Here is a 22,587-nt window from a genome sequence, read left to right as displayed (position 1 = left end):
GCGAGGTGGCCTATGTTAAGAAATTTGATGAGCTATGGAGGAAAGAAATGAAGAAGAAAAAAGTGTTGCTCTGGACCATCGGAGTAGTAGCTGTAGCAACAGCCGGATTGTTGGTTTATACATTTCTACCTGATAAGAACAGTCAGGCTGCTGAAGTGCCCGTGAATACAGCTACGGTTACAAAGGGCGATATTGTAGTAAATGTATCTGGAGCAGGCTCTGTCACGGCCACCGAAACGGGAAAAGTGAAAACGAAGAACGCCGGAACCGTAGCTGAAGTACTCGTCAAAGAAGGTGACCTTGTGAAAAAAGGCCAAACACTAATTACCTTCGAAGGCGATGACCTGAGCGACAATCTTAAGCAGGAACAAACCTCCCTTACCTCGCTTGAGACAGATCTTCAGGACAAGCAGGAGCAGTATAAGAAGCTTGCCGTGGCGGGTACCTCCGAAGACGAGTTGAATAGTGCCAAACGTTCGATTGAAAAAGCAAAAACGGATATTGCCTCTCAAATAGAAAAAATCGCATCTGTACAAGAGGATATGCTCCCTCCAGATCCCTTAACCGCTCCTATTGACGGAACTGTTACAACAGTGAACATAGCCAGCGGTGAAAAAGCGATGGATGGCTCTGAGCTCATAAATATCACCGATTATGCTAATTTAAGCGTCATTGTGCAGGTGGATGAGCTTGATATTCCTACAGTGAAAATAGGGATGCCTGCTACCATTTCATTAGATGCCCTGCCCGACACTGAATTCAAGGGGAGTGTTACTAAGATTGCCAAGGAAGGCACCGTCTCGAACGGAGTCTCCCTCTTTGATGTTACCGTTGGCTTGACTAACTCTGAAGGTGCCCTTGTAGGCATGTCAGCAGAAGTTTCGGTTACAACTGCCGAGAAAAAAGATGTGTTAACTGTACCTATCGAGGCTGTTCAAGAAAGAAATGGCAAGTACACAGTAGCTCTTCCTTTAGCAGCAGGTTCAACTGAATTCTCAAAATCAGCTGGCGACGGTCAAGCACCAATGCCTAGCAGGGCTCCTGATGCTAACGGTGGCGCTATGCCTAGCGGGGCTCCTGATGCTCGCGGCGGTGTTTTGCCTAGTGGAGCGCCTGATGCCCGCGGCGGTGTTATGCCTAGTGGAGCACCCGATGCTCGTGGCGGTGCTATGCTTAGCGGAACAACGGGCACAAGAAACCGCGGAAATAGTAACCAGCAAATGGTCTCTGTCGAAGTGGGCATCCATGATGAGAGCAGTATAGAAATTGTCAGTGGGCTTAATGAAGGAGACAAGGTGATTATCCCTACAGTCATCTCTACTAAGACGGGTACAACCAGTACTGAGATGCAAATGCAAGGCGGCATGGGCGGTATGGGTGGTGCTGATTTCGGCGGTGGCGGTTTTAGCGGCGGAGGTGGCTTCAGTGGAGGTGGTGCCGGCGGTATGGGCAGAGCACCAGGTGGCGGCGGAGGTGGCAGTAGATGAGTGCTTCAGCGCCGCTGATCCAAGTTCAGAATATGACCCATGGCTACACTATGGCAGGAGAAACCATGACAGTCCTAAAAAGTCTTTCCTTTTCGATTGATTTTGGAGAGTTCGTAGCGATTATAGGGCCTTCCGGTTCTGGTAAATCTACACTCATGAACATGCTTGGGTGCCTGGATGTATCTGATGAAGGAAGTTATCTTCTGGACGGACATGAGGTTCGCAAGTTATCAGACAACAAGCTGGCAGTTATCCGAAATGAGAAGATCGGCTTTATCTTTCAAAACTTCAATCTCCTCCCCAAACTGTCTGCTGTCGAGAATGTGGAGCTTCCGTTAATTTACCGTGGGCTCTCACATCGAGAACGCAGAGAAACAGCGCAGCAAGCTCTTATTAAAGTAGGTTTGGGGGATAGAATGCATCACCGCCCTTCTGAACTTTCAGGAGGGCAGCAACAGCGTGTAGCAATTGCGCGGGCCATGGCAGGATCTCCCCCTATTCTACTTGCAGATGAACCTACTGGGGCACTTGATACGCGGACTGGACAAGAGGTCATGCAGATGATAGGAGAATTAAATGAACAAGGTCATACGATCATCCTAATCACACATGACCTTGAAATTGCAAAACAAGCAAAGCGTATCATTCGTATTCAGGATGGCAACCTCGTGGAAGATCGGAGGAATGCGAGGTGAAAATATTTCAAAGTATGCGCATGGCTCTTAAGAGCATCTACAGCAGTAAAGTAAGAGCTTTTTTAACGATGCTGGGTATTATTATTGGAGTATCATCCGTTATCATCCTCGTTTCTGTAGGTCAGGGAACTACTTCTCAGATTACGGAGCAGCTCAATGGACTCGGAACGAATCAATTGACGGTAAACATCACTGGCCGCGGAGCAACCACCTCCCTCACCTATGAAGAAGCCTTGGCGCTAGGGGATATAGAGGGGATAGAAAATGTAGCTCCTGTGATAAGCGGCAACGTTACTGCCAAGCATAATACAGAGAATGTTAGCGTTACTGTTGAAGGCATTACACCTTCTTATGAGGACGTTAAGGATTTTCATGTACAGTCCGGACGTTTCCTGCTTGATATTGATACGGAGTATCGGCAAAAGGTGGCGCTAATAGGCACAGGAACGGCTGAGGATTTATTCGGTACAGACGATCCTGTGGGCCAAAAGGTACAGCTAAACGGGATCAGTTATAAAATCGTGGGTCTCTTAGAAGCGAAAGGTTCTAGTCTTAGCGGTTCCAATGATGATATCATTCTGATCCCTATAGCTACTGCAGAACGTCAGTTAAAAAGCAAAGGCGTACGTTCCATCACAATTGCGACGACTTCAGCAGATACTGTAGCTAGCGTAAAAGATAAGCTAGAGAGTACACTGGATGCTAAATTTAACTACGCGGATAATGCTTTTAGCGTATTTGATTCTCAAGAGATGCTGGAAACTGTAAATTCCACGACAGCTACGCTTTCAATGGCACTTGCGGGCATCGCCGGTATCTCACTGTTTGTCGGGGGGATCGGTATTATGAATATTATGATCGTATCCGTTAATGAAAGAACAAGAGAAATTGGTATCCGCAAAGCAATCGGCGCCAAGAAATTCGATATTCTCGCTCAATTCATGATCGAATCCATTGTTCTTAGCGGATTGGGTGGGGTGATCGGTGTTGGCATAGGAGTCGCAGGCAGTTGGTTACTAGGAAAATACACTTCACTTACTGTATCCATTGCATGGGATATGGTAATGATATCCTTTGTTTTCTCCTTGCTTATCGGCGTGATTTTCGGAATGATGCCTGCGAACAAAGCCGCACGACTTCGTCCCATTCATGCACTACGTAACGAATAGTTACTTCAAAGTCAGCTGTCCCAGTTATAGTATGACTGGGACAGCTTTTTTAACTAACAGAACGCATATTTTTGGGGCTAAGCCGGGTATCATTTACGGGGCAGTTGGGTAATAGGATTTATGGATTTGAATATAGATAAGGCAATAGGCCCATCCCCTAATCATTTAAATTTTTATTATTGATATTTATTTGAGGAAGCGATTGCTCTATAAGTAGGACGTCCTATATACTTGTTGTACGACAAACTGCGATCCACACACAATTTATCTTTCCCATGCCTCATTTCCCACTATGTTAGAACACCTCTTTTTCAATTAATTACTCTCAACATCTTTGCCTAAAAATAAAAATACACCTGCCACAGATAATAGTTACGCAGGTTATACGTTAGAAGCAATAAGATTTTTTTAAATCATCTTATGCAGGGAGAAGATGACCGTGGCCGGATTTTTCAATATCAAAGTAACACGCAAGCTAATCTTTATTTTCGCTGCGATCTCCATTCTGTTGGTTGGGATTAGTGTGGCTTCTTTACTCTATCTAAATCAGACCATTAACAGAATGTCAGATTCTTTATATGACGATGTATTTGAGAACTCTGAGCTCATCCTGAGCGCTGATCGTGATCTGTATCAGGCCGCAATCGCTCTCCACTCCGCAATGAGCTCGAACCTCACTGAAGCTGAACGTGATCAGTTTATTCAGGAATTTAAGGACAATAATCAGCAAGCAGAGGAACGGGTAAGTCTAGCAAGTTCAGACATTAAATCAATTAACAAACCCTTCAGTGATTTGAAGCAGGCCAATATACTTACCAAATTAGAGAACGAGCTCCATTCCTTCGAAACATCCCTAGTCCTATGGAAGAGTACAGGGAGTAAATTGATAGCTGAACGGATGCAGATCGGATGGGATCCTGCTTCATATCATGCTGTTAATCTGAACATACAGTTAAATGAAGTTAGAAGTCATCTAGATCAATCAGAAGACCTGATAAACACCTATGCCTTGCAAGTAACAAATGGGTTCCAAGATAAAAAGAGCGCGCTCTTTGCGCTATATTCACTCGTCTTTTTCATACTGCTTCTGGTTATTATTTATCTGGGCCGCAAAATCATTTGGCTCAAGAATGAAATGCTGGAGGAACAAACACTCTATCAGCTAATCGGCGAAACGATGTCTGATTTCATTATATTGACCGATCCTAACGGGTTAATTCTGTATAGCTCCCCTTCTCACTCAAGTATTCTCGGCTATGTCCCTAAAAAGGGTGATCCACTATCCAACTACATTCGTGAACCGGAGATCGCCTGGGCTAAACTAAAGAGTGTCGTTCAGGGAACCCCCCGTATCTCAGAGCTACGAATGCGTGGATCTGAAGGGCAATGGGTATGGTTGGAAACGAAGGTGTCACCTGTTCGAGGAAGTAATACTTTCCCAGCACAATTCATGTTAGTATCCCGTGAAATTACACAACGGAAGCAATACGAAGAACGATTACATAAGCTAGCCTTCTATGATCATTTAACCGCGATTCCCAACCGGGCTCATTTTAAAATGTACATGGAGAATCTCATCAACCAACCGGAAGAACGGAGAAAGAATATTGCACTCGCACTGCTGGATTGTGACAGATTCAAGCAGCTAAACGACACCTTAGGACATCTGGCTGGAGACGAATTTCTCCAACTGCTCTCTCGAGAGCTTCTGCAGACCGTCAAAGGTGTGGGTCAGGCATTCCGGATTGGCGGTGATGAATTTGCGGTGGTACTGCACCGGTTTACCTCTCCAGAAATGTTAGATGAAATGCTACAACGTTTGCTGAAGCTGTTCAACAAATCTTGGTCTATTGATAATGGATCAAGCTTTCATACCTCTGCTAGTATTGGTGTAGCTCTATTTCCTGAACACGGAAGCAGTATAAATGAACTTCTGCGCGCCGCCGATCTAGCGATGTACCTTTCCAAAGACCGTGGAGGAAATGAAGCTAATCTCTACTACGAGCTTTTGGATGTAGGTTTATCTAACCAGACCATCGGAAAACCATAAGAACAACAAAAGAGCTGCTTCGGAGTAACACTAACCCCGAAGCAGCTCTTTTCTTCTTTTAACTGGTTAACTGCAGATGATCATCTGAAATCCCATCATTCTCTTGTTCACGATCTATTACCATGACCTTGATAAGGTCTCCATTCTCAGAACAATCAATGAATCGGTCGCCATCTCCATCTTTTTCTTCCCAGTCATTTAGCCGTAATATATACCCGATAGAATTGGTATCAGGCAATACCTCAATTCGTGCAACTGCACGTCCGTCCTCCATATACCGAAAATCGCATTGTCCATCCTGTATTCCTGTATCCCAAACCCAAAGATTCCAACCCTTATAATCCCCATCTGGTCGTTCATAGTGTACTTCGATGATTTTGGACCGCGGTGCAGGCTCACCACATTCATCATAGAGCACCATCATCGACAAGCCCTCAATTTCTACCTCGCTACCTGCAACCTTTCGGAATGCTTCTGTCCCCGCTTGGGTATGATCCACTACTACATTCCAACCGTTAGTAGCTTCAGGAAGAGACAGCCTTATTCGATCGTTATTGGCATTAAAAATGACTGCTATATTGTTCCAGAGGTCGCCTCCTGCATGATTACTAAGCAGGTACGACACTATACCACCATCACAGCGCATAAATTCCAGCGAACGCTCAATTTCCTGCCGGCCATGTAGACGGAATGCCGGATGTGTACGCCGCAGTTCGATCAAGCCTTTATAATATTGAAATACAGGCTTAAACACACTTTTCATATTCCAGCGGATCGCGTTAATCGTATCACCGCTGCGGTAACTATTATGATCTCCAAATTTACTACGCAACAGCTCATCACCAGCGTGCAGAAATGGAATACCTTGTGATGTCAGGATGATTCCGTTAGCAAGCAGGGAACGGCGTACGGTTTCGTTGCTAAGAATATTATCAAGATCTACATTAGAGTAAGGATTAGCCCGTGAAACGGCATCCTGAAATCCCCCTTGAACGGTAAGCACCTTATCCCACAAATTCAAATTGTCATGGGCGGTTACATAGTTCACAGATTCCACAGGGGAGTCCGTAAATTCGTGGATCGCTCCTTTAATTCCTGACGCAATAGCCCCTTCTTTACCGTATTCTCCTGTAATGAAGCCCCGTCCCCATCCATCGCTATCTCCTTTGATTGCCGAACGAAAATTATCGTTGAACACGGCATATCCTTTCCCCCGCTGCACACCTTTGAGCGTCTTTGTTGACAGCGGAGAATCTCCTCCTGTCCAAGGTTCTCCGTATAACAGCAAATTAGGATTCACCTCAAGTCGAAGTTCTTCCGTTATTTCACGCATGGTCACACTATCCATCAGACCCATAAGATCAAATCTGAAGCCATCAATATGATACTCAGAAGCCCAGTAAAACAACGAATCCTTAATATATTTACGTACCATCGGGCGCTCTGTCGCTAGCTCGTTACCAACTCCCGAGCCATTAGATAAACGTCCCAAGTAATCACGGCGATAGAAATAATCTGGCACAAGCGGCTCGAAGGGCCCCTTCTCCACAGCGTACGTATGATTGTAAACTACATCCATAATCACCGAAATTCCACGGCTATGCAAAGCCTGAACCATTTCTTTGAATTCGCGAATTCGTATCTCTGGATCGGTAGGATCTGTGCTATATGATCCTTCCGGTACGTTATAATGCTGAGGATCATAACCCCAATTGTAGTCAGTCTGTTCAATGGACGTACCGCGCTTCACTACACTTAACTCATCCACTGTCTGGAAATCGAACACAGGCATCAGATGTACATGGGTGATACCCAATTCAACCAGATGATCAATACCTATTGCATTTCCTTCCAAATCCTTTAATCCAAATTCGGTAAATGCTTTGAATTTACCCTTATAGTACATCCCAGAGCTCTCATGTGAGGAGAAGTCACGCACATGCAGCTCGTAAATAACCGCATCAGCAGGATGTTGCAGCGGAGGAGCAACGTCCTGCTCCCAATGCTCAGGATTGGTCTCCCGTAAATCAACGATTGCTGTTCTTAAACCATTTGCCGATACGGCTGTTGCATAAGGATCTACTGCTTCCGTCACATTCCCATCAGCATATACAGCACGGTACATATAATATTTCCCTTTTAGATCACCTGATAACTTAGTCTGCCAGACTCCGCCGTTCTGGCGCTGCATATATATAATCCGCCCACTATCTGTAGAGCTCAGATCAAATTCAATGTTAAGTTGATTTCCATCCGTTTCGTATAACACAAGAGACACAGCAAAAGCAGTAGGTGCCCAGACTTTAAATAGACTGTACTCCACCGAGTACGTTAAACCCAGGTCTCTGCCTTCATAGACTTCTAACATTAATTCTGTATTTATAACATTTTTACTCATGAGTTAACACCATCCTATGGCTCCCTACCTAACTTGAGGGATGCTTATAAGTCCAAATATTTCCAATTGTGATCATAATAATACTTGCACAGCTCTGCAAGTCGAATAAGGAGTATGAACTTTCTATGGATCCATACTATTATATGTAAGACATATTTACAGGTTTGGGTTCCTTACCGACTTTATACTCATCACTATTACTATCGGCATAGACATCTGTGCAATAAAGCAAATAATTAGCGAATTTAGTTATTCTTAATTGAGTATAACGCTCATGTATGAACAGAAGCCAATGTAAGCGCATGAACTAAAATCAAACCACGAATCCTTGTGTGCTGATACCAAAAAAATAGCAATTAAACACAAAAAAACCGACCTCCAAAACATTGGAAGTCGGTAATAGTAGTTGGAGCGCTATAAAACGCTTAAACGGAGTAATGCATATGGAAATAATTAATTAGTGATGCTTTGAACAAGTGCAGCTACTTCTTCAGCAGTGCCAAGTTGCAGTGCTTTTGCAGCCAGTTCCTTCATGTCGGCAGCCGACAATTTAGAAATTTGACTACGTGCTGGCAGAATTGACGTTGCACTCATACTGAATTCATCAAGGCCAAGACCTAGTAGAAGTGGAATCGCTGTTGCGTCCCCAGCCATTTCACCGCACATTCCTGTCCACTTACCTTCTGCATGCGCTGCATCAATAACATTCTTGACCAAACGCAGGATGGCAGGATTGTATGGCTGATACAGGTAAGACACCCGTTCATTCATACGGTCAGCAGCCATTGTATATTGAATAAGATCATTCGTACCAATACTGAAGAAATCAACTTCCTTCGCAAACTGGTCTGCCAATACAGCAGTAGAAGGAATCTCAACCATTATGCCGAGCTGAATGTTGTCAGATACTTCCTTGCCTTCTTCACGAAGCTTTGCTTTCTCTTCAAGTAGAAGATCGCGGGCTGCACGGAATTCACCAAGTGTTGCGATCATAGGGAACATAATGCGAAGATCCCCATGAACACTCGCTCTTAGTAAAGCACGCAGCTGCGTACGGAAAATATCTTGACGATCCAGACAAAGACGAATCGCACGGAATCCTAAGAAAGGGTTCATTTCCTTTGGAAGGTCCAGATACGGAAGCTCTTTATCACCACCGATATCCAGTGTACGTACAACTACCGGTTTGCCTTTCATATTCTCAAGCACAGTACGGTAGGCGTTGTATTGGATTTCCTCGGAAGGCAGCTTATCACGGCCCATGTATAGGAACTCAGTACGATACAAGCCTACACCTTCGCCACCATTCTCAAGTACACCATTGACATCGTTTGGTGTACCGATATTAGCCGCCAGCTCCACGTGCTTACCGTCTGCAGATATCGTTGGTTTATCACGAAGTTTCTTCCACTCTGCAATTTGCAAGTCGTAAGCTTCCTGCTTGCGAACATATTCAGCCACTTCTGCTTCACTAGGATTAATTAGAACGTCTCCGTTCAGACCATCGACAATCACTAGATCCCCAGAATTCACTTCAGTCATGACATTCTTAGTTCCAACCACCGCTGGAATTTCTAAAGAACGTGCCATAATTGCTGAGTGGGACGTACGTCCACCAATGTTTGTTGTGAAGCCTTTAACATACTTGCGATTTAGCTGTGCTGTGTCAGAAGGCGTCAAATCCTCAGCGATAACAATTACCTCTTCACTGATTTCTGCAGGACTAACATAATGAATACCCAGCAAGTGGTTCAGCAGGCGTTTGGTCACATCACGCATGTCAGCAGCACGTTCCTGTAAGTAAGCACTCTTCATGTTCTCGAACATTTCAATGAATTGTGTAGCTACTTCGTTTAGTGCATAGTCCGCGTTAACCGATTCCTGACGAATTTTATCAATTACAGGATTAATTAGCTCAGGATCCTCAAGAATCAGCAGATGGGATGCAAAGATCTCCGCTTTTTTCTCTCCTAATTCCGCTAAAGTACGCTCTTTAATGGTTTGCAGTTCAGCACTCGATTTAGCAAGTGCGTCATTCAACTTGGCGACTTCTGCCTCAGGATCACTGACACTAGTCTTCGTAATTGTATAATCCGGATGTTTCAGGATAAAAGCACGGGCTACTGCAATCCCTGCTGAAGCCGCGATTCCTGAAATTTTATTCATGGATTTCCCCTAGCCCTTCTTTGATCATTACATCAGAAAGTGCGCTCAGAGCTTCAGCTTCTTCGCTGCCTTCAGTAATCAGAGACAAAGTGTCTCCAGCTTCCAGACCCAATGACAATACGCCAAGGATAGATTTCAATGTAACTTTTTTACCTTTTGCTTCTGCATAAGCTTCTGTACCTTTGAATTTCGTTGCTGTATTTACCAAGGCAGTTGCCGGACGTGCGTGAATTCCATCTTCATCAATAATTCTGAATGTTGTTTGCATAATATTATCCAACTCGCTTTCTTTTAATAGAATATTTTAATTTATAGTGAAAGCTTCGCTCCCTTTAAGATTTAAAGGAAGCGTCAGCCCTTGCACTTTTACTGAATGGTAATAATATCTTTATCACCAATTGACACCTTGCCTGGCTTCTTCAAGGTTACGGAAGATCCCTCTGGCAAATTAGAGAAAATAACAGGAGACATTACAGATGGCGCATGTGCTTTTACATATTCTAAATCCACTTCCATGATCGGCTGTCCAGCAGCTACAAGGTCGCCCTCTTCAACTAGAACTGTAAAGCCTTGACCTTTAAGCTTAACTGTATTAACCCCTATATGAACGAGCACTTCCTTGCCTCCATCGGACATAATGCCGATAGCATGCTTGCTCGGGAACACATTAAACACTTTACCGTAGACTGGCGAAGCAATTTTTCCATCATCAGATAGGAAAGCAAAACCATCACCCGTCATTTTTTGGGAGAATACCGCATCTGGAACCTCAGTGATATCCACCAGTTCACCATTTACCGGAGAGACGATATCTTCTTTGATAATCGCTTCACCTGCTTCACCTGCCTGCTGTTCTTCCTCAGGCTCTGGCTTAGCCGCTGCTGGTGTTGCTGCAGGTGTCTTCCCGCTAATTACATCTTGAATCTGCGATTTTATGGTATCGGAACGTGTACCGAAGATCGCTTGAATGTTATTACCCACCTCGAGTACACCTGATGCACCTAACTTCTTCAGACGAGTCTTATCCACGCCTGATTTATCTTTAACCTCCACACGAAGGCGGGTAATACAAGCATCCAGATGAGCGATATTCTCTTTACCACCCAACGCAGACAAGATGTTTCGTGGTAAATCATCACCCGTTTTAGAAACTGCTTCTGTGTTTGTATCTTCGACTTCCCCCGTATCCTCTTCACGACCCGGAGTCATCAAGTTGAACTTCCGAATAACAAAGCGGAATCCGAAGTAGTAAATTACGGCAAGAGCAAGACCTACTGGAATTACGAGCCACCAAGCCGTGCGGTTCGGGATTATACCAAATAGCACGTAATCGATAAAGCCGCCCGAGAAAGTCATACCAATCTTGACATTAAGGATATGCATGGTCATAAAGGACAAACCAGCAAAAACAGCATGTACTGCGAACAGCAGTGGAGCCACGAACAAGAACGAGAATTCAAGCGGCTCAGTAATCCCTGTCAGGAATGAAGTTAATGCTGCGGAAAGCATCAAGCCACCGACAAGTTTTTTGTTATGAGGTTTAGCTTCATGATAGATAGCCAGAGCAGCTGCTGGAAGACCAAACATCATGAATGGATACTTACCTGTTGTAAATGTTCCTGCTGTGAATTCTACGCCATCACGAAGCTGCTGCATGAAGATCCGTTGGTCACCACGTACCAATTCTCCTGCTTTATCAACGTAGGTACCAAATTCATACCAGAACGGAGAATAGAAGATGTGATGCAGACCAAAAGGAATGAGCGAGCGTTCGATCGTACCGAAGATAAACGCAGCGAGCGTTTTATTCGTATCAATCATACTTTGGGATACATAGTTCAGACCGTGTTGAATTGGCGGCCAAACTAAGGTCAATGCCAGACCAAGAAGCAAAGACGTTACCGCAGTCATGATCGGAACGAAACGTTTACCTGCGAAGAAACCCAGGTAGGATGGAAGTTCGATTTTGAAGAATCGTTTGTACATGGACGATGCCAATATACCGACGAGTATACCTCCAAATACCCCCGTTTGCAGTGTTGGAATTCCTAAGACGCTAGCATAGGAAAAATCACCTTGGCTCAGGACATAATCATTGACGCCAATTACAGTACCCATCGTAACATTCATTACGAGGAAACCGATAATAGCGGCTAGACCAGCAACACCCTCACCACCGGATAAACCGATGGCAACACCCACGGCAAATAGTAAGGATAAATTATCAAATACAATTTGCCCTGAGTTCATCAATACGTTCGCTATTGCCTGAACTACATCGTTCTCAAGAGCCGGAACGTATTGTAGAAAATCGGGGTTTACCAGCATGTTTCCTATTCCAAGGAGCAGACCGGCTGCTGGCAGTATGGCTACCGGGAGCATTAGCGCTTTACCGACTCTTTGTAAAACGCCGAAAAGCTTTTTGAACATCATGGTCACTTCCTTTCATTATTCACATTTTCAGTAAAAACAGATGCCAAAAAAGGCATGAGCAACACAGTATAAAGGTTGTTATCTAACGCTAAGGTTAGATTACCCCAAGATGGGGACTAGCAACCAAAATACTGTAAATCACTCATGCCTGATCGAATCAGTTACACGCTTGGTATTCTGTTTTAATTAGGACACGGATATTGTAGCACCGTTTTTTTGAAGTGACAAGCTTTTTTTTAATATTAGAAAGTATAAATTTCACACTATACATTATCCATATTTTTCTCGCTTAAACGCTTTCCGGCCTTATGAGGAGGCCAAAGACGTTTATGCTTATCAAGCTTTACCTTTCGTCTCCATATCCATTTCATCCTCTTTCTTCTGAGCAAGACGTTGCAGGTGAACTGTCAAATAGCTGACCTCTGCTGGATACACAGGAATTCGCACTCGGTTCTCGATAACCTTAGTTAATTGCCAAGCCAAGGTATACATTTCGGGATATTCCCGTTTCATTAGACCATCCAGCGTAGAAGTCTCCCTTACCGATTCTCCACGGCGCAGTCTTTCAAGAACAAATCGTAAATGAGTCACCAATCGCGAATAATCAAGTGAATCACGAGGAATTCGATATTCGAGGTTATTCTCTACGATTCCAATCAAATCCGCAATCAAAAGCGAATGTTGTCTAACCTCAGAAATTTGTCTATTACTCAACGCGCTAACGATATGAAGTGCCACAAAGCCCACCTCATCTACGGGTAATTCCACACCCATACCTTCATTAATTCGCTCAATCGCATACTCTGCCATCTTGTACTCTTCAGGATAAATTTCCTTAGTCTCATACAGAAATGGGTTATGAATAGGGATATTTTGTTCATAACGCCGTATAGCAAATGAGATATGATCGGTGAGTGCAATATGAACATGTTCATTAAGCGGTTGACTACTGCAATTCATAATATATAACAAAATTTCATGTACAATCTCAATCAACTTCTCATCCACTTGGGGAAGAAGCTGTTTATATTGTTCCTGCTCTTCCTGGCTACGGAGAATAAACATCTTCTCCACAGAGGATAGATTAATCTGATCATGCAATTTTCGATTAAACCCTATCCCTTTGCCAATCACAACAACCTCGGAATATTGGGGATGGTCCGCAATGATAACGTTGTTATTTAACACCTTTGCTACAGTTATGCTACTCATATTTGCCACCTCTTTTATTTCTAAACACCTGACTTCCAAGCAGCAAACGCAACATGAAACGGTACGATTAAAAAAACTCTTGTTACCATCATATCATCAACATTCCGATATTAGAAGGACACTCTGCGTTCTATTTTACCCGAAAGGTTCGGCTGGAGAACTTGTATACCAATGTCACGGCAATAACCATATAAGCTATCGTTCCCGTCAGAACAACTAGTGTAAAAATTGACGATGCTTTTGGAAATCCGATACAAGCCACACTTAGTCCCATGACAATGCTGTTGACGATAACAAAGAACGGATTCTTCATATTTAGCTCTGTGCTGTACGGTTGAAAAATATAATACATGAACAAGTGGTGCACCGAGAAGAACAAGGAAAGACAAAGAATCGTTACCCAAAAGATCACCGCATCCATCAAACCCCAATCTGCACCAGAGAGCAGAAACAGCAGCGTACATGCAGAACATATAGCGAAAGCAGGAATAAGATTAAGTCCACTCAACTTAATAAGACGTATTTTGAAATTGTCCAGAATTGCTGATTGTTCACGATAAAAACCATACCTTAATAAGCTTAGATCACAATTGTAAAACATCGCTTTGCATACACGCTCACCTATAGAGGTATAGTTCATTATAAATACAAAAAAAGGAAGTCCGCTTAGCAGATAGGTCGTAAACTTAGACGAAGTCTCTGGCGAAATGAGCATCATTAGGACAGCCACTAAAAAGAGCACACCAATGATGGTTAAACGTCTCTGGATGGGTTGAATTAACAAGCGTTTATGCCTGGAGAAAAAAATAGCATTCAGATAGGCGTAACCTGTTTTTCCTTGAAAAGCTTTACCCTTAAGCTCTTCCGACGAAAAGTCCTTCTCCTTGGTCTGGACTTCCGCCACCCTCGCCTCTCTCATCATCCGATTCATATCCAGCAGTGGATCATCTATCTTGGTGACAACATCTACAGCACTGCGATAGTTAGGATATTTCCCAATATACACAGCTGCAATTCCTCCAAGTACAACAATCACAAGACTCAATGGGACACTAAATCCTGCCGTATCATTTACAAAAGCATTTCCAAGATAAAGGGGTACATAGCCAAGTAAACCACCTAGCCCAATAACCGACCATACCCAACTCATCTTTTTAACTAACACAATTCCCTTTTTATCAAAAAACCAAAGGTTTAGAGCCTCGGTGACTATTCTCCAGGCCGTTAACAGTACTGTAAGCCATATGCCATGCCACAGCGGTGCGCCAAAAATCCCCGCAAAAACGGTTAAAGCTGGCACAAAATAAATAAAGAATGTTAGGCCTTTAAGTAATAGCGTAGCATGCATATACTGTTTAGCCGGAATCCTCATTAGCTTCACACATATATATTTATCCCGTTTGGGCTCTAATATAAATACATTCGAAACTCCAGCCACTATAAAGCTTAGAATGATAAAAATATGTAGGAACAATGCATACTGTTCGGCGAGCGGCATTTCTTTGTGTGTGAGAATGATTGGCAAATATATCACAATTCCCAAATAAGCGAACTTATTTAAAAATCCCCACAGTACCTTCAGTACAGCTACAATCCCAGCAAAGACTTCTTTTAGGGCAACATTGGAGTAGATATCATCTTTTAAAAGTTTACCAAGAACAGGTAGCTTTCTAAAATAGTAAATCAGCCGATTGGCTCCGGACGAGCCTCGAATCCTCTGGATGCTGCGAAGTGTCCTAATCATTGTTGCCATCCTGAAGTAAAGCTATAATCTGTTCCTCAAATTCTGGACTTTGTAGGGTCTCACGCGGAATTTCTTGAAGGGTTCCATGATTTAGAATAACCAACTCGTCACATAAATCGGCGGCCAATTGCAAAATATGCGTAGAAAAAATAATGATGTGATCCTGCTTCATCTCGCGCAGCAACTTCTTGATCTCAAGAGCGACAACAACGTCAAAAGAAGTTAAAGGCTCATCTAGTAAAATCAAAGGCGGTCGAGTAATGATAAAGCAGAGCATTTGAATTTTATTCTTCATTCCGTGGGAATAGCCCTTAATCAGCCGGTGGCGATCTTCTTCCTCAAACTTAATAATGGAAAAATAATCTTCAATGCTTTTATTCGGATCGATCTTCTCACGGTTAATGTCCATATAAAACTTTACGAACTCATAACCTGTTAGAAACTCAGGTAAGATGGGGAGAGAAAATACATATCCGATGTCCTCGTCACGAAGCGGACGGGCATTATCCTTCTCACCGATAAAGGCAGCGCCGCTATCCATTTGAACCTCACCGCTCAGACAATTGAAAAGTGTGGTTTTGCCTGCTCCATTTCGTCCGAGCAGCCCGTATATCTTCCCTCTTTCAAAGGTAAAATCAGCACCTTTAATGACCTGTTTACCATCAAAGCTCTTTTGAATATCATCTAAAATCAACTGCACGTTCTCGCACCTCTCCCATTCAATAACTAAAAGACCTAAAAACATAGAGTAAGCCCGGCAGCAATCACCGAGCTTACCTTAAGTTAAATTATTCTATAATTATTGCTTACACTAGCCTTCAGGTTGCTCCGCCACAGAAGTTGAAGCTTTGCTCGCTCCCTCCGAGGCTGCTGGAGGTTGCAGAGAGGCCGCGGGTGCGACTGGAACTGCCTTGCTTCCAGCTGCCCCTGAGGATCTTGTCGTCAGCCCTTTGATCAGGGCCTCTACGTCAATCCCAGAGACGCTCTTCAGCATCTCAGGAGCCGTAGACATCAACTGAGTTACATAGTTACTGACACGTGCCGCACCTTCACCATTACCGGTATCTACAACAGTAAGCTTATCAATGGATGCCAGCGGCTTCGCAATTTGTCCAGCCAAATCTGGCAGCATTTTGACGATAATATCGAGCACGGCTGCTTCGCCGAATTTCTGGAAGGCTTCTGCCAGCTTCTCTTTTGCTTCTGCTTCCGCTAGACCGCGCAAGCGGATAACTTCGGCATCCGCAGTACCTTTTGCCAGCTCTGCATCCGCCATCGCTTGACCTTCAAGGCGCTTTTGCTCCGCTGTTGCTTTAGCCTGCGTCTCAATACTGTATTGCAACGCATCCGCTTCACGCATTCTCTTCGCCTTATCAGCTTCTGCCGCTTGCTCTACTGCGTAACGATCCGCTTCCGCTTTTTTCTTCACTTCTGCGTCGTACTGCTTCTCACGAACTTGAATTTCTTTCGCTTGCAGATCGATTTCACGTTCCTTACGCACCAGCTCAACCTTCATCTGCTCTTCGACAACGGTCTGCTTCGCACGTGCCTCTTGAATATGGTAAGCCTGGTCAGCTTCCGCCTTCGCAGTATCCTGATCCCGCTTAAACGCTGCCACCTTAAGCTGGTTATCCTTGGAGGCTTCAGCGATATTCGTATCCCGCAGCAGCTCTGCTTTTTGCCCTTGCTCCTCAGCGTTCGCCTTTTGAATTCTCGCATCACGCACAGCTTCTGCTTCAGCGATCTCTGCGTCCCGCTTCACCGCAGCAATCCGCGGCTTACCTAACGCTTCTAAGTATCCATGTTTGTCTCGCACATCTTTGATGGTGAAGGAGACAATTTGCAGACCCATTTTCTTAAGATCGCGTGCCGCCACACCTTGAACCTCTTGCGCAAAACGATCACGGTTACGGTATACTTCCTCGACAGTCATGGAGCCGAGTATTGCACGTAAATGCCCCTCAAGTACCTCTTGAGCTTCACTCTTCAGCGCCTCAATCGGTTTCCCCATGAACTGCTCAGCGGCTGTTGCCACGTCTTCAGTGGAACTGCCCACCTTGATAATCGCAACCCCGTCAGCAATTACCGGTACACCTTGCTCGGTGTATACTTCTGGGGTCGTCACATCGAGTTTATGAGAAAGAAGTGACATAAATTCAGCCTTTTGAAAGACTGGGAGGATAAACGCCCCGCCTCCGCGCACAATCTTTATTTTACGTCCAGACCCATCGTCAGAAATATGATTGCTCCCTAAAAACGAACCGGTTACGATCATCCCTTCATCTGGTCCTACCGTTTTGTAACGTGCCCAGAATGCGATCCCTAGCACAAACAGAACAGCGACGACAACAGCAGGAATTAACAAATACTCAGGAATACCGAACATTAAAGATCCACTCCTCTTCTCTTCTCGAATTCTGATACCAACGCAACGCCTTCTCTAACTTCCACTACAACAACTTTAATCCCTGCCGGAAGCAACTCATGATCAAAGCTTGCTGCCGTATGCAGGCTATTGCCGGCTCCAAACTTTACCATAATCTCACCATAACCCGTGGCGGGAACAGGAATTGTGATTTCCCCGATCTTGCCAGGCAGATCACTCATAGAGAACCCATTGGACATCTCACTTTTTTCCATAGGCTTAACAACCCCTAGATACATTAGTACTCCCAAAAAAGCGGCGGTTAACAAAGACAAAGCAATGATCGCCCCAGTTTCCAGAGCACTGTACCGGGAAAGAAGAAGGCCCGCTCCGCCGAACACGGTAATTCCTCCTGCCAGCACGGTGGGATTCAGAAAATCAACAGATACGAAATCAAAGACCCCATGTAAGGCATCTCCGATCACATCGCCCACCAGGACGCTGACTATGGCAAATATGACGCCTAGCGCCAAGCAGCCTAAATACAGCGTTTCCATACTTACTTCCTCCTGTCTTCAATCAGGACTGTCATATTACATTAAACGTACAAAGTAGGTCCTTGGTTTCACAAACTTTGGATATTATCCCAAAAAAGTTCCATTCTGAGGATAAGCTTGCTCACATATGCACTTTTTTATTACATAGGAAGACGTTCCAAAAGACGATTAAATGGCTGCGGAAGCAGTCCTTTTTGCTGGAAACTCACATGATATTTAACGGACGAGGTCCAGATAAAGTATAGTATGAGAAGCTAGTCACATTAGACCCCTAAACGCAAAGAAGCGATTCATCCATTACAGGAGAATCGCTTCCTTGATTTTCAATTACGTCTTCTAGAATAAAGACAGATAATCTCTTTCGTTGAAGAAATTACTTACAGAGCCATTTTATAAATTTCTACTACATCTTCACGATCAAGCTTACGGAAGTTACCAAACGGTCCGAAACGAACAGCTTTGTCAGCCATACTGCCGATCTCGCTGTCATCAATATCGTAATCAGCGAGTGTCTTCGGCGCACCAATGGAATCCCAGAAGCTACGCAGAGCTTCAATACCCTCCAGCCCAATTTCCTTATCCGTCTTGCCAGCTGGATCAACACCAAACACATTTACAGCAAGCTTGCGGAAACGAGCAGGATTCGTATCCAGGTTATACTTCATCCATTGTGGGAACAGAATGGCCAATCCTCCACCATGTGGAATGTCATATACGGCTGAAACTGCGTGCTCGATGTTGTGAGTCGCCCAATCTCCAGCAAACCCCATGCTAACCATACCATTAAGCGCCATAGTACCGCAGTACATGATCGTCTCACGCAGTTCGTAATTATTCAAATCTTCAATTAGCTTCGGTGCGGTTTCGATCACCGTACGTAGCAAAGTCTCACAGAAGCCGTCTTGTACCGGTGTGTTGCCATCAGTATGGAAATAGTGCTCCAGAACATGAGACATGATATCTACCATGCCGTAGACCGTCTGATCACGTGGCAGAGTGAAGGTGTTCTCTGGGTCAAGAATCGAAAATGCTGGAAATGCATGAATACTGCCCCAGCCCATTTTTTCCTTGGTCACTTCGTTGGTGATTACAGAGCCGCTATTCATTTCTGATCCTGTAGCTGCCATCGTCAGCACTGTACCGAGTGGGAGAGCGTCTTGAGCAGCTGCCTTACGTTCAACAAAGTCCCACATGTCACCATCATATTTCGCCCCAACAGCAACTGCTTTAGCGCAGTCCAACACGCTACCGCCGCCTACAGCGAGGATGAGGTCGATCTTATGCTCGTGACACAGCTCTACACCTTTATGTACGGTGGAAAGGCGTGGATTCGGCTCTACGCCTGAGAGTTCAGTTACCACAGCATCTATTGCACTCAGCTCAGCCATTACCTTATCGTACAGACCGCTACGTTTAATACTACCGCCACCGTACATCAACAATACATTCTTGCCGTACTTAGGAACCTCAGTCTTCAACGCTTCCAGCGTACCCTGTCCAAAAATCAACTTGGTAGGATTATAAAAATCAAAATTACGCATATGTGTAAACCTCCATTAGTTATTTCAGAATGTTTTGCTCACTCGTATTATAAACCTCTGAATAGCCGCATTCAAATGGAGCAGCTTCAATACCATCAAAAAAGGGATGTCCTTAAGCCTACAGGCTTAAGGACATCCCCTTTTCAAACTTTATATCGCGCCGAAGCTCTTCACGAAACGACGGAAAGCAGCTTGCCCTTCCGGAGTCCGTTTATAGACACCCGCGTGTTCAAGAATATGTGTAAACTTGATGCCGACTTCGTTCTGCACAATCTTGACGGCTTCTTCATGCTGTAATGCCGTTCCGAAACGCTCTACTAGCTCCTGAACCCAAGTAGCATGCTGCGCAAGTGGATGACTAGGATCGTTCTTCACCGCTTCTAATCGTGCTTGATCTCCTGCAAGAATGCTCGCAATAGAATCGAGCTCTTCCTTCAGACGACCTGGCAGAATTGCGAGTCCCATAACCTCAATCAAGCCGATATTTTCTTTCTTGATGTGGTGCATCTCCCGATGGGGATGGAAAATTCCCTCAGGATATTGCTCGTTAGTCCGGTTGTTACGCAGCACGAGATCCATCTCGAAGCTGCCATCTTCTGCCCGACGAACGATAGGAGTAACGGTATTATGAGGCTGCACTTCACCATCAACTTCGCTGAACGCCAACACTTCTGCTTCAGGATCACTATACGCCTTCCAAGCTTCATAAAGTGCATTGCCACATTCCAGCAATACCTCTGGATCGCCACCATTCAAACGTAATACGGACATAGGCCATTTTACTATATTAATGCTGACACCCGGATAAGAAGCATGCGTGAACGTATCTTCCTTAGGTGCTTTCTGAATAGGGAAGGTGTGACGTCCACCCTGAAAGTGGTCATGCGTCAGAATCGATCCACCAACAATCGGCAAGTCTGCATTCGAGCCAATAAAATAGTGCGGGAAAGATTCCACGAAGCTGAGCAGACGCTTCAAGGTATCCTTGGTAAGTTTCATTGGTACATGATCATGATGGAATACAATACAGTGCTCGTTGTAGTAAACATAAGGCGAGTATTGAAAGAGCCATTTCTCATTATTCAGCTGAAGCGGAATGACACGCAGGTTCTGGCGCGGCGGATGGTTAACCCGTCCAGCATACCCAACATTCTCACGGCACAGCAGACATTTTGGATAGACCGGCGGCGGGAGCAGTCGGGCCATAGCAATTTCCTTCGGACTTTTCTCAGGCTTGGACAAATTGATTGTCATCTCGATGTCACCATAAGGCGAATCTTGCAGCCAGTAGACGTTCTTGGAAATCCGGTCCATCCGGATATAGTTGGAATCTATGCTTAATTTATAAAAGCGATCTGTAGCCGCGGAGATGCCTTTTTCAGCAGCTAAACGATTGAACTCCGCATTTACGTCTGATGGACGGGCCATTAAGAGCCCCATAATCTTAGCATCCAGCAAGTCACGGTAAGTGTCGCTATTCTCTGGAATCAACCCGATTTCAAAACCATAATCAATCAGTGCATCCAGTGGAACCTGTGGACCTGTAAGTGGACTTTGATCGACCTCGCCAACGAACGGCTCACTAAATCCGAACTGATCTAGCAGCACATTACGGCTAAAATCTTCATCGGATGGTGCAATGAGCTGCTCGCGGAGTGCGAACAGAACAAGTTGCTCAATCGCATATAATGCTTTCTGGCCAGCAGGCGTAACCTTATTCTCGTTGTGCATTTTTAATTCTCCTTAAGTAGGATCGTAAGCTCAATTCGAGCTAAATCCCTTATTCTCCGTATCCTTGCGGATTGGCAGAATGCCAGTTCCAGGCGCTTTGAATGATATTTTCCAAGTCAGCATGCTGAGGGTTCCATCCAAGGATAGAGCGCGCTTTGTCGGAGGAGGCTACCAGCACTGCCGGATCTCCAGCACGTCGTTCTTGAATAACTACAGGGATTTCCAGTCCTGTAACCTTCTTCGCTGTTTCAATAACCTGTTTCACCGAGAAGCCAAGTCCATTCCCCAAGTTGAAAATATTACTGTTGCTTCCGCTGCGAAGATAGGTTACTGCACGAACATGGGCATCAGCCAGATCACTCACATGAATGTAATCGCGCACGCAAGTACCGTCTTCTGTAGGGTAGTCGTCTCCGAACACGGCGATGCTCTCCCGTTGCTTCAAAGCGGTTTGCAATACCAGCGGAACCAAATGACTTTCCGGACGGTGGTCTTCACCGATTTTGCCACTAGCATGTGCACCTGCAGCATTAAAGTAACGAAGCGCTACATATTTGATACCCAGTACTTTATCAAACCAAGCCATCATGCGTTCCATGGTCAGCTTCGTTTCGCCGTAAACGTTAGCTGGCTCGGTACGGTCAGTTTCTTCAATCGGCACTTTTTCCGGTTCGCCATAGGTTGCCGCTGTGGACGAGAATACGATTTTGTTCACGCCAGCTTTTTGCATAGCTTCCAAAAGACATTGTGTGCCGTATACGTTGTTGTCATAATACTTAACGGGGTCCTTCATGCTCTCACCAACCAAAGAGCTCGCCGCGAAATGAATGACTGCCTCAATCTCGTTCTCAGCAAACAGCTTACTCAGCAGCTCCTTATCACGCAGATCGCCTTCGTACAGCTTGCCACCCAATAGCGCCTCACGATGCCCTGTCAGCAAGTTGTCGATGACTACCACTTCTTCGCCGCGATCCAACAGCTCCGCTACAGTATGAGATCCGATATAACCTGCTCCACCTGTTACTAAAATCGCCATTTG

Annotated in this window: 16 protein-coding genes; 4 read left to right on the top strand and 12 right to left on the bottom strand. The window is 44.7% G+C overall.

Annotated features, from left to right (window positions below; translation table 11 throughout):
• Positions 1-47: 47 nt before the first annotated feature.
• The 4 genes from NSU15_RS08415 (at position 48) to NSU15_RS08400 (ending at position 5,401) form a co-directional block, all read left to right on the top strand.
• Positions 48-1,487 carry an efflux RND transporter periplasmic adaptor subunit gene (locus NSU15_RS08415; protein WP_339289872.1) on the top strand — a complete coding sequence of 480 codons (1,440 nt, stop codon included), beginning with the start codon at positions 48-50 and terminating at the stop codon, positions 1,485-1,487.
• Complete coding sequence (locus tag NSU15_RS08410) at positions 1,484-2,182, top strand: ABC transporter ATP-binding protein (protein ID WP_339289871.1); 699 nt, start codon at positions 1,484-1,486, stop codon at positions 2,180-2,182. The genes NSU15_RS08415 and NSU15_RS08410 overlap by 4 nt, the downstream gene beginning before the upstream one ends.
• The gene (locus NSU15_RS08405) at positions 2,179-3,351 is read left to right on the top strand and encodes an ABC transporter permease (protein WP_339289870.1); all 1,173 of its coding nucleotides are present in this window, start codon (positions 2,179-2,181) and stop codon (positions 3,349-3,351) included. The genes NSU15_RS08410 and NSU15_RS08405 overlap by 4 nt, the downstream gene beginning before the upstream one ends.
• Positions 3,352-3,790: 439 nt before the next feature.
• Entirely contained in the window at positions 3,791-5,401 is a 1,611-nt protein-coding gene (locus NSU15_RS08400) for a diguanylate cyclase (RefSeq protein WP_339289869.1), read from the top strand.
• A 58-nt stretch (positions 5,402-5,459) separates the two neighbouring features.
• On the opposite strand, the gene pulA is transcribed toward NSU15_RS08400, so the two are convergent.
• The 12 genes from pulA to galE all read right to left on the bottom strand — a co-directional run bounded on the left by pulA (position 5,460) and on the right by galE (position 22,584).
• On the bottom strand, positions 5,460-7,799 hold the full coding sequence (pulA, locus tag NSU15_RS08395; RefSeq protein WP_339289868.1) for a type I pullulanase: 2,340 nt from the start codon (positions 7,797-7,799) through the stop codon (positions 5,460-5,462).
• Between the two features lie 453 nt (positions 7,800-8,252).
• Entirely contained in the window at positions 8,253-9,965 is a 1,713-nt protein-coding gene (gene ptsP / locus NSU15_RS08390) for a phosphoenolpyruvate--protein phosphotransferase (protein WP_042125545.1), read from the bottom strand.
• Positions 9,958-10,233 (bottom strand): HPr family phosphocarrier protein, encoded by a 276-nt coding sequence (locus NSU15_RS08385; RefSeq protein WP_042131974.1) that lies wholly within the window; start codon positions 10,231-10,233, stop codon positions 9,958-9,960. Before NSU15_RS08385 ends, ptsP begins: the two co-directional genes overlap by 8 nt.
• 98 nt (positions 10,234-10,331) lie before the next feature.
• Complete coding sequence (ptsG, locus tag NSU15_RS08380; protein ID WP_042125544.1) at positions 10,332-12,395, bottom strand: glucose-specific PTS transporter subunit IIBC; 2,064 nt, start codon at positions 12,393-12,395, stop codon at positions 10,332-10,334.
• A gap of 339 nt (positions 12,396-12,734) precedes the next feature.
• Entirely contained in the window at positions 12,735-13,610 is an 876-nt protein-coding gene (locus NSU15_RS08375) for a PRD domain-containing protein (protein WP_042125542.1), read from the bottom strand.
• Between the two features lie 130 nt (positions 13,611-13,740).
• Positions 13,741-15,354 carry a hypothetical protein gene (locus NSU15_RS08370; RefSeq protein ID WP_339289867.1) on the bottom strand — a complete coding sequence of 538 codons (1,614 nt, stop codon included), beginning with the start codon at positions 15,352-15,354 and terminating at the stop codon, positions 13,741-13,743.
• Positions 15,347-16,054, bottom strand: a complete 708-nt coding sequence (locus NSU15_RS08365) for an ABC transporter ATP-binding protein (protein WP_339289866.1) — start codon at positions 16,052-16,054, stop codon at positions 15,347-15,349. The genes NSU15_RS08370 and NSU15_RS08365 overlap by 8 nt, the downstream gene beginning before the upstream one ends.
• Before the next feature lie 111 nt (positions 16,055-16,165).
• The gene (locus tag NSU15_RS08360) at positions 16,166-17,731 is read right to left on the bottom strand and encodes a flotillin family protein (RefSeq protein ID WP_042131973.1); all 1,566 of its coding nucleotides are present in this window, start codon (positions 17,729-17,731) and stop codon (positions 16,166-16,168) included.
• Positions 17,732-17,739: 8 nt separating this feature from the next.
• Entirely contained in the window at positions 17,740-18,276 is a 537-nt protein-coding gene (locus NSU15_RS08355) for a protease (RefSeq protein WP_076120836.1), read from the bottom strand.
• A 377-nt stretch (positions 18,277-18,653) separates the two neighbouring features.
• A complete protein-coding gene (locus NSU15_RS08350) occupies positions 18,654-19,817 on the bottom strand; it encodes an iron-containing alcohol dehydrogenase (protein WP_076120837.1) in 1,164 nt (387 codons plus the stop codon).
• A gap of 150 nt (positions 19,818-19,967) precedes the next feature.
• Complete coding sequence (locus NSU15_RS08345; protein ID WP_339289865.1) at positions 19,968-21,548, bottom strand: UDP-glucose--hexose-1-phosphate uridylyltransferase; 1,581 nt, start codon at positions 21,546-21,548, stop codon at positions 19,968-19,970.
• A gap of 49 nt (positions 21,549-21,597) precedes the next feature.
• The gene (gene galE, locus NSU15_RS08340) at positions 21,598-22,584 is read right to left on the bottom strand and encodes a UDP-glucose 4-epimerase GalE (protein ID WP_042125530.1); all 987 of its coding nucleotides are present in this window, start codon (positions 22,582-22,584) and stop codon (positions 21,598-21,600) included.
• Positions 22,585-22,587: the final 3 nt, after the last annotated feature.

This window comes from Paenibacillus sp. FSL E2-0201 (assembly GCF_037963325.1).
In the GTDB taxonomy this organism is placed as follows: domain Bacteria; phylum Bacillota; class Bacilli; order Paenibacillales; family Paenibacillaceae; genus Paenibacillus_AQ.
Note: the sequence above shows the minus strand (reverse complement) of the source record. Positions and strands in the feature narration are given on the sequence as shown.

What these genes read in the sequence shown, in the direction of transcription:
- NSU15_RS08415 (WP_339289872.1), top strand. Translation starts at nt 48, where the DNA reads ATGAAGAAGAAAAAAGTGTTGCTCTGGACCATCGGAGTAGTAGCTGTA.
- NSU15_RS08410 (WP_339289871.1), top strand. Translation starts at nt 1,484, where the DNA reads ATGAGTGCTTCAGCGCCGCTGATCCAAGTTCAGAATATGACCCATGGC.
- pulA (WP_339289868.1), bottom strand. Translation starts at nt 7,799, where the DNA reads ATGAGTAAAAATGTTATAAATACAGAATTAATGTTAGAAGTCTATGAA.
- ptsP (WP_042125545.1), bottom strand. Translation starts at nt 9,965, where the DNA reads ATGAATAAAATTTCAGGAATCGCGGCTTCAGCAGGGATTGCAGTAGCC.
- NSU15_RS08385 (WP_042131974.1), bottom strand. Translation starts at nt 10,233, where the DNA reads ATGCAAACAACATTCAGAATTATTGATGAAGATGGAATTCACGCACGT.
- ptsG (WP_042125544.1), bottom strand. Translation starts at nt 12,395, where the DNA reads ATGTTCAAAAAGCTTTTCGGCGTTTTACAAAGAGTCGGTAAAGCGCTA.
- NSU15_RS08375 (WP_042125542.1), bottom strand. Translation starts at nt 13,610, where the DNA reads ATGAGTAGCATAACTGTAGCAAAGGTGTTAAATAACAACGTTATCATT.
- NSU15_RS08370 (WP_339289867.1), bottom strand. Translation starts at nt 15,354, where the DNA reads ATGATTAGGACACTTCGCAGCATCCAGAGGATTCGAGGCTCGTCCGGA.
- NSU15_RS08355 (WP_076120836.1), bottom strand. Translation starts at nt 18,276, where the DNA reads ATGGAAACGCTGTATTTAGGCTGCTTGGCGCTAGGCGTCATATTTGCC.
- NSU15_RS08350 (WP_076120837.1), bottom strand. Translation starts at nt 19,817, where the DNA reads ATGCGTAATTTTGATTTTTATAATCCTACCAAGTTGATTTTTGGACAG.
- NSU15_RS08345 (WP_339289865.1), bottom strand. Translation starts at nt 21,548, where the DNA reads ATGCACAACGAGAATAAGGTTACGCCTGCTGGCCAGAAAGCATTATAT.
- galE (WP_042125530.1), bottom strand. Translation starts at nt 22,584, where the DNA reads ATGGCGATTTTAGTAACAGGTGGAGCAGGTTATATCGGATCTCATACT.